The following is a 6,966-nucleotide window of genomic DNA, read 5'->3' as shown; positions in this document are numbered from 1 at the left end:
GTGATGGAGYAATTGCAATTATCATTACCATTATGGTTTTAGAGATTAAGGTGCCCGAGCATGGCGATACTTTAGTTAGTTTAAAACCGCTTATTCCAAAATTTATCAGTTATGTTTTAAGCTTTACTTACGTAGGTATTTACTGGAACAATCACCATCACCTCATGCATGCGGTTAAGAAAGTGAGCGGATCAATGTTATGGGCTAATTTAAACCTGCTTTTCTGGTTATCACTTTTCCCGGTTACGGCAGGATGGATGGGCGAAAACCATTTCACCTTTTGGCCAGTTGTGGCTTATGGCGTAGTATTATTTTTAGCGGCCATTGCTTATTTAATTTTGGTCATCACGATTAAAAAAACAGAAGGTGCACATTCACTGGTAGTTGAAGCAATAGGCAATGATAGCAAAGGAAAAATTTCTTTAGTTTTTTATGCCTTGGGAATAGGCCTCAGCTTCATAAACCCTTGGATTGGCTGTTCCATGTATGTAATTGTTGCAGCCATTTGGTTTATACCCGACACCAGAATTGAACGGGCTATACATCAATCGTTAGAGAATAAAGATTAGTCCACTGTCAAAATACGCATAAATGTTTCTCGTTCAATCATTTCAGCACCTAAACTCATTAAATGATCGTTCGGCAACTGACAGTCAATTAAATCGATATTCATTTTACTTAAAAAAATCAATGCTGCTTTTGAGGCATTGCTTACATGGCTAAACATACTTTCTCCACAAAAAACACGATTTACTTTTAAACCATATAAGCCACCCACCAATTTATCCGCTAGCCAAACCTCTACACTGTGCGCGTAGCCCTGTTGGTGAAGGCTAATGTAAGCCTCTTGCATTTCGTTGGTAATCCAGGTACCATCCTGCCCTTTCCTTTCGGTAGTTGCGCAATTGCGGATCACTTCGGCAAAAGCCTGATTAAAAGTAATCCTGAAAACTTCCTGGTTTAAAATTTTCTGCATGCTTTTACTGATTTTAATTTTATCAGGATAAATCACACAGCGTTTGTGTGGCGAATACCAGAGGATTGGTTCGCCTTCACTAAACCATGGAAAAATCCCATTCGAATAGGCGATTAACAACCGCTCCGTACTTAAATCACCGCCAATGGCCAATAAACCATCCTCTTCTGCCAAGGCTGGGTCTGGAAAGCCCGGATTGTCATCTAGTAGCTGAAAAAACATAGGCAAAAATAAGAAAGAAAACAAAGATTAAACCTTGGCGTTTTAAATATGTCATACTGTAAAACAGTCTATTATGAGCGCAAAAGATAATTTCTTAAAAGTAAAACATCTTTACAACCGGGCAGGCTTCGGGGTTTCTTATGCCGACTTACAAAAATTAAGCAAAAAAAATCTCGATAAAGTGGTCGATAATCTACTTAAAGATTCCCTAAAAAACGATCCCATTAATTTAGTGAACGATTACGAATCGAAACGACAACTTTTGGTTCAGGCGGGTTTATACTCGAAAAAAGACCTGACCGATGAAGAAAAGAAAATGCGCCAGCAGATTGTACGGGAGCAAAACGAAGTAAGCCGCGATCTGAATATTGCCTTCATTACCAAAATGATCAATACCGATGCCCCGTTGAGGGAAAAGATGACGCTTTTTTGGCATGGCCATTTTGCCTGCCGCAGCAATAACCCATTTTTTGCGCAACAATTAAATAACATCCAAAGAACAAATGCCCTGGGCAGCTTTAAAACCTTACTGGTTGAAGTTTCCAAGTCGCCCGCAATGCTGCAATACCTGACCCGAATGAGGCTCATGTTAAAGAACTTGCCACACATTTTTACAACTCGAAATACGACATCGGCTCGATGATGAAAAAAATGTTTACATCAGATTGGTTTTATAGTCCGGAGAATGTAGGCACAAAAATTAAATCACCCGCTGAATTTTTAGTAGGCTTAAGTCGCGAGTTTTATGTTACCTATAACAAACCACAGGTGTTAATACAGCTACAAAGCAGTTTGGGGCAATATTTATTTAACCCACCTAATGTAGCGGGCTGGCCTGGCGGACAAAGCTGGATTGATAGTTCATCATTAATGTTAAGGATGCGCATTCCTTCGCTTGTTTTAAATGACGGGGAAATCGATTTCAGCGGCAAAGCAGATCCTGAAGACGAAGCTGTAATTGCCTTAAGCAGAACAGCTACYACCAATGCAAATGCCAACATGAAACCAAAATCGTACGTAAACGCAAATGCAGACTGGCCTAAATTTTTAGATACTTTACCAAAAGGATTAACGCCACTGGAACTTACCGAGTTTTTATTGCAACCGAAATTAAATGCCAAAATAACAACGATGGTAAGCGATAATAAAGGATTGCGAAGTACTGCAGTCGAAATTACCAGTATGCCAGAGTATCAGTTGTGTTAATAGTCAATGGTTGATGGTCCAATAGCCAATTAGCTGAACACCCAAACCAATGAACTATTGACGAATGAACATTGAACCAAAATATTAACAAGATGAACAGAAGAAATTTTTTAAGAAATACAGGATTTGTTGCAGCAGGTTCGCTATTTGTTCCCGCTTTTATGAAACCGCTTGAGGCCATGGCGCTTGATGAGCTGAGCCTATACAAAAACCTAGTTGTGGTACAGCTTTCTGGTGGAAATGACGGTTTAAATACGGTTATTCCCTTTGGAAACGATATTTACTACCAAAAAAGAAAAAGTATTGCCATTAAACCTGAAGAGGTAATTAAATTGAACGACATGCAGGGGCTAAATCCGAACATGGCGGCCCTGCAAGAAATTTATGATCAAGGCTGGATGACCATCATCAACGATGTTGGCTACCCCAATCCAGATCGCTCGCATTTCCGTTCGATGGATATCTGGCAAACGGGTAGCGATAGCAATCAATTCCTATCAACCGGATGGATTGGCCGTTATTTAGATAGCAATTGCCAAACCTGCAAATTCCCTTATACTGCGATAGAAGTAGACGACTCGCTTTCTCTGGCCATGAAAGGGCAAACCAAAAAAGGAATTGCATTAAAAGATCCCGCAGCTTTGTTCCGTAATACAAACGATCCCTTTTTTAAGGCCATGCTGCAGAATGATAAGGAACATTTAGATGAAGATAATTTAGGTTATTTATATAAAACCATGATCGAAACTTCATCCTCTGCCAGTTATATCCAGAATACTTCCAAAATTTATCAGTCGAAATCTACTTACCCTACTTCGGGTTTTGCAAACCAATTGAAAACGGTTTCTAAATTTATTTCTTCGGGATTAAAAACAAGGGTTTATTATGTATCCTTAAGTGGTTTTGATACCCACGTAAATCAGATTGGTCAACAAGGTAATCTGCTTAAACAATATAGTGAAGGTATGGCTGCTTTTTTGAAAGATCTAAAATCGAACAATAAATTGGAGGATACCTTGGTAATTACCTTCTCCGAATTTGGCCGCAGGGTTGAACAAAACGCCAGTAACGGCACCGACCACGGAACGGCAAATAATATGTTTGTTTTTGGCGGAAAATTAAAGAAACAAGGGATTTTTAATGCTGCGCCTAATTTAAGTGATCTGGATACAGGCGATTTAAAATATCAATTGGATTTCAGACAGGTTTATGGTACCATTTTAGATAAATGGCTGGATGTAAATAATGCTGATATTCTGAATAAAAAGTTTAATACGCTCGATTTTATATAGATCTTACAAGAAGTCAAGTTTCATAGCAGGTTGTTTATTCAACTTGACTTCTTTATTATCTATTTCCTTTTTAACACATAAACAGGTCTACTGCTGTCTTTATCAATCTGATCGGTATAGGTATTAAGAAGTTCATAGCCATATCTTTTCAATTTATTGAGGCAATCTATTTGGGAATTGAAAAGCAAATCATTTCCGTCGTCGTCTCTTACGTTCATTTCTTTAGGCCGTTTGAATTTTTGCCCATAATCTACCCTGGCAATATAGGTATCACCACCATTATAAATCGGTTTTAATTCGATGTAATCTACCTTGATATCACTTAACTTAAAGCCATTTACATTTTGTGCTTTGGCACGCGACAGCCCAAAGCACGCGACGAATGTCGCTGCAAGAATTAATTTTTTCATGTTGTGTTTCTTTTGTGTGTGATTCTAAATTACGAAGAATACGTGAGTATGTATTAAATGAATTGTAACAAAACATCCATTATTAAATCTTAAACTAAAAAACATAATGAACTTTTTAAGCAATATTATCTGGATTATTTTTGGCGGTATCTTTATTTTCTTCGAATATATTATTGGAGGCCTTATCCTTTGTCTAACCATTGTGGGGATTCCTTTTGGCATCCAATGTTTTAAATTTGCCATTGTAGGTCTCGCTCCTTTTGGCGTTAAAATAACTGATACCTCATCAAACACAGGTTGCCTTTCTACCATCATGAACCTGATCTGGATTTTATGTGGCGGTTTCTGGATTGCCTTAACGCATTTATTTTTTGGTATCCTGCTTTGCATTACCATTGTGGGTATTCCATTTGGGCGTCAGCATTTTAAGTTAATGAATTTAGCATTTACACCGTTCGGAAAATCGATTTCTTGATTTGAGGTAATTCCCTCTATTTTTCGTCATTGCGAGGCACGAAGCAATCCTACAACAATCGCTATTAAGATTGCTTAGACTCGCTCATTTCCAGTCCCGAAATGGCGATAGCTTTTTTTGGAAAGCAGGTTCTGTGCTTATCGGATCCGATCGTCCCGCCATTCGCTATAGCCCTCATGATCCCGATGAAAAATCGGGACGGGGCTGCCGCTACTGTCGGGTTTATTGAACTGTGGCCTGTTCCCGTTAGCAAAAACATTGTACCTAGCCCCGATTGAATGGATGCCCACGATACTTCATCGGGGCAGGAAGAAAAGCGGGACTATCAAGACCGATGAGCACGGCCCTTGCGCTCCAAAAACTATTGTATCAATCCTATTGCTTTAGAATGTTCAATCGCTTCCCCGCTATTATTAAATAAACACGCACTCACCCCTTTTTCCTCAACTTTGTTAAGCAATTGTCTTGTTTCTACTTCTTTTTCAGGACGAATATTGCGAATGTAGACCGCTTCGATATTTTTCGGATACTTCTCCACTATTGTGGAATAAATTTTTGGGTCCTGCTGCGAGTTATCACCAAAAAACACAAACTTCTGGTTGGGGAAGGCATCTAAAATCCGCATTACCCTCAATAATTTACCCTCATGACCTGTTTTACCTGTGCTGACTAAATCTTTCCATCGTTTTAATGTATTTAAAAGAAAAGCACCGTCAGGCAACTTGTTAAACCTAAAAGTCTCGACCAAATAATCGTAAAGGTTCCATTCGCTGCTGCTTACATAAAAAAAAGGATTGGGCTGATCTGATTCAGTGTGCGACATGGCCAATTGCTGATAATGACTGGCTGCATCAGGAAAGGTTTTACGTGTATGTGGATTCTTGATAAACAGCTCTCTCAACCGCCGCCCTATAGTTGCCGAATGAGAAATCATCACGGTATCATCCACATCCGAAATAAAGGCATATTGCGTAATGTGGGGTACATATACCTTACCCTCACCTGCACTTAAAACTTTCCCGTTTTTATCAACAGCTTCTACTTTAACAAAGTGCCAACCAGCAGGCACCTCATGTTCAGCTTTCCATTCGAATTTAAAAAAGCCATCCCCTTCGGTTTTATTGTAAATCGTTTGATCAAAAAATTGCAAACGCACCTCAACAAAAGCGTAAGGTTTTAAAATGAAGAGCTTTAAAAGATGCGCGATATTAACAAACAAATTATTGCTGTAAACCTGCTGTGTTTTTGCCTTGCGTTTAAAAACATGACCATAAACAACCAAATTGTGTGCATGGCCATAGCCATGATATACCTTAACACTAGCAGATTTATTCATCTGTATTAAAACAGAGTTTATTAAAAGTTGTTTGTGATGTAAACCATAAGGTAACACATGAAATTATTATTCATCATCAACCCAGGCTCGGGCAGCCATGACATTAACCTAAAGGAAGTAATTTCTACCCATTTCGATGCAAAAAAAACGGAGATCGATCTTTTCGAATTACCAGAAGACTGCTCTTTAGAGCAGATAAAAGAAAGGATTAAAAGCGCGAAGGCAGATCGTGTGGTAGCCGTTGGTGGCGATGGCACCTTAAAACTGGTTGCTGAATGTCTGTTGCATACTGAAACCCCTATCGGGATTATCCCTGCCGGTTCTGCAAATGGAATGGCGAAAGAATTAGGCATCCCGACTGATATTGAACTGGCTTTAGCTATTCTGGATGAAGGCCGCTTGCAAAAAATTCATGTAGTTAAACTTAATGATGAAATCTGCATCCATTTATCCGATTTAGGTTTTAATGCTTATCTGGTAAAGAAATTTGATTCTCTTCCCCAACGCGGCATGTGGGGTTATGCAAAGGCTACATGGCATGCTTTATGGAACCACAGCAGAATGGACGTGCAATTGAAACTTAAAGATGAAACAATCACTTCTAAAGCGGCAATGGTGGCTATTGCGAACGCAACCATGTATGGTTCTGGATTAAAAATAAACCCAGACGGAAAATTAGACGACGATCTATTCGAAGTGGTTTTGGTAAAAGACTACTCATATCTTGAAATACTAAAAATATGGATCACCAAATTGCCTTTCAATCCTAAAAAAATAGAAGTATTTCAAACCGCTGAGGTTAAGATTTCTTCGAAACATAAAGCACACTTTCAGGTTGATGGAGAATACATTGGCAGGGTGAATACCGTTGAAGCAAAAATTCTGCCTGCTGCCATAACGGTGGTTTTACCTGGTGTATCAGAATGATGAACGGTGAATTTTAATGGTAAAATACAATCTGAAGAATTCGGCAATAAAACAGATGCGGAACAAAATATCAAACCAACGTTCGCCGAGGTTTAACACTTCTGGCAAATAAGTAATAAAGC

General features: G+C 38.9%; 9 protein-coding genes. 6 read left to right on the top strand and 3 right to left on the bottom strand.

All coding sequences use genetic code 11. From position 1 onward, the window contains the following. On the top strand, positions 1–569 hold a 569-nt coding region (locus tag AC1DND_RS18680; RefSeq protein ID WP_477583912.1), incomplete at its 5' end, for a TMEM175 family protein. Here AC1DND_RS18680 and aat read toward each other — a convergent pair. Then, on the bottom strand, positions 566–1,198 hold the full coding sequence (gene aat / locus AC1DND_RS18675) for a leucyl/phenylalanyl-tRNA--protein transferase (protein WP_477583911.1): 633 nt from the start codon (positions 1,196–1,198) through the stop codon (positions 566–568). The genes AC1DND_RS18680 and aat overlap by 4 nt on opposite strands. Positions 1,199–1,271: 73 nt before the next feature. Here aat and AC1DND_RS18670 point away from each other — a divergent pair, with 73 nt between their 5' ends. From AC1DND_RS18670 to AC1DND_RS18660, 3 genes are all read left to right on the top strand, one after another. Next, on the top strand, positions 1,272–1,841 hold the full coding sequence (locus AC1DND_RS18670; protein ID WP_477583909.1) for a DUF1800 family protein: 570 nt from the start codon (positions 1,272–1,274) through the stop codon (positions 1,839–1,841). Beyond that, positions 1,763–2,404 (top strand): DUF1800 family protein, encoded by a 642-nt coding sequence (locus tag AC1DND_RS18665; RefSeq protein ID WP_477583913.1) that lies wholly within the window; start codon positions 1,763–1,765, stop codon positions 2,402–2,404. The genes AC1DND_RS18670 and AC1DND_RS18665 overlap by 79 nt, the downstream gene beginning before the upstream one ends. Before the next feature lie 92 nt (positions 2,405–2,496). Further along, a complete protein-coding gene (locus tag AC1DND_RS18660) occupies positions 2,497–3,696 on the top strand; it encodes a DUF1501 domain-containing protein (protein WP_029278263.1) in 1,200 nt (399 codons plus the stop codon). 59 nt (positions 3,697–3,755) lie between these two features. Here AC1DND_RS18660 and AC1DND_RS18655 read toward each other — a convergent pair whose 3' ends face one another. Beyond that, the gene (locus tag AC1DND_RS18655; protein ID WP_477583908.1) at positions 3,756–4,106 is read right to left on the bottom strand and encodes a hypothetical protein; all 351 of its coding nucleotides are present in this window, start codon (positions 4,104–4,106) and stop codon (positions 3,756–3,758) included. A gap of 106 nt (positions 4,107–4,212) precedes the next feature. Between AC1DND_RS18655 and AC1DND_RS18650 the strand changes: the two genes are divergently transcribed. Next, positions 4,213–4,581, top strand: coding sequence for a YccF domain-containing protein (locus AC1DND_RS18650; RefSeq protein ID WP_477583906.1), 369 nt, complete (start codon positions 4,213–4,215; stop codon positions 4,579–4,581). Positions 4,582–4,942: 361 nt separating this feature from the next. Here the strand turns inward: AC1DND_RS18650 and AC1DND_RS18645 are convergent, their stop codons facing one another. Then, positions 4,943–5,917, bottom strand: a complete 975-nt coding sequence (locus tag AC1DND_RS18645; RefSeq protein ID WP_477583905.1) for an App1 family protein — start codon at positions 5,915–5,917, stop codon at positions 4,943–4,945. Between the two features lie 57 nt (positions 5,918–5,974). Here AC1DND_RS18645 and AC1DND_RS18640 point away from each other — a divergent pair, with 57 nt between their 5' ends. Next, positions 5,975–6,844 (top strand): diacylglycerol/lipid kinase family protein, encoded by an 870-nt coding sequence (locus AC1DND_RS18640; RefSeq protein WP_477583904.1) that lies wholly within the window; start codon positions 5,975–5,977, stop codon positions 6,842–6,844. Positions 6,845–6,966: the final 122 nt, after the last annotated feature.

The organism is Pedobacter sp. 01N416, from assembly GCF_056399685.1.
Note: the sequence above shows the minus strand (reverse complement) of the source record. Positions and strands in the feature narration are given on the sequence as shown.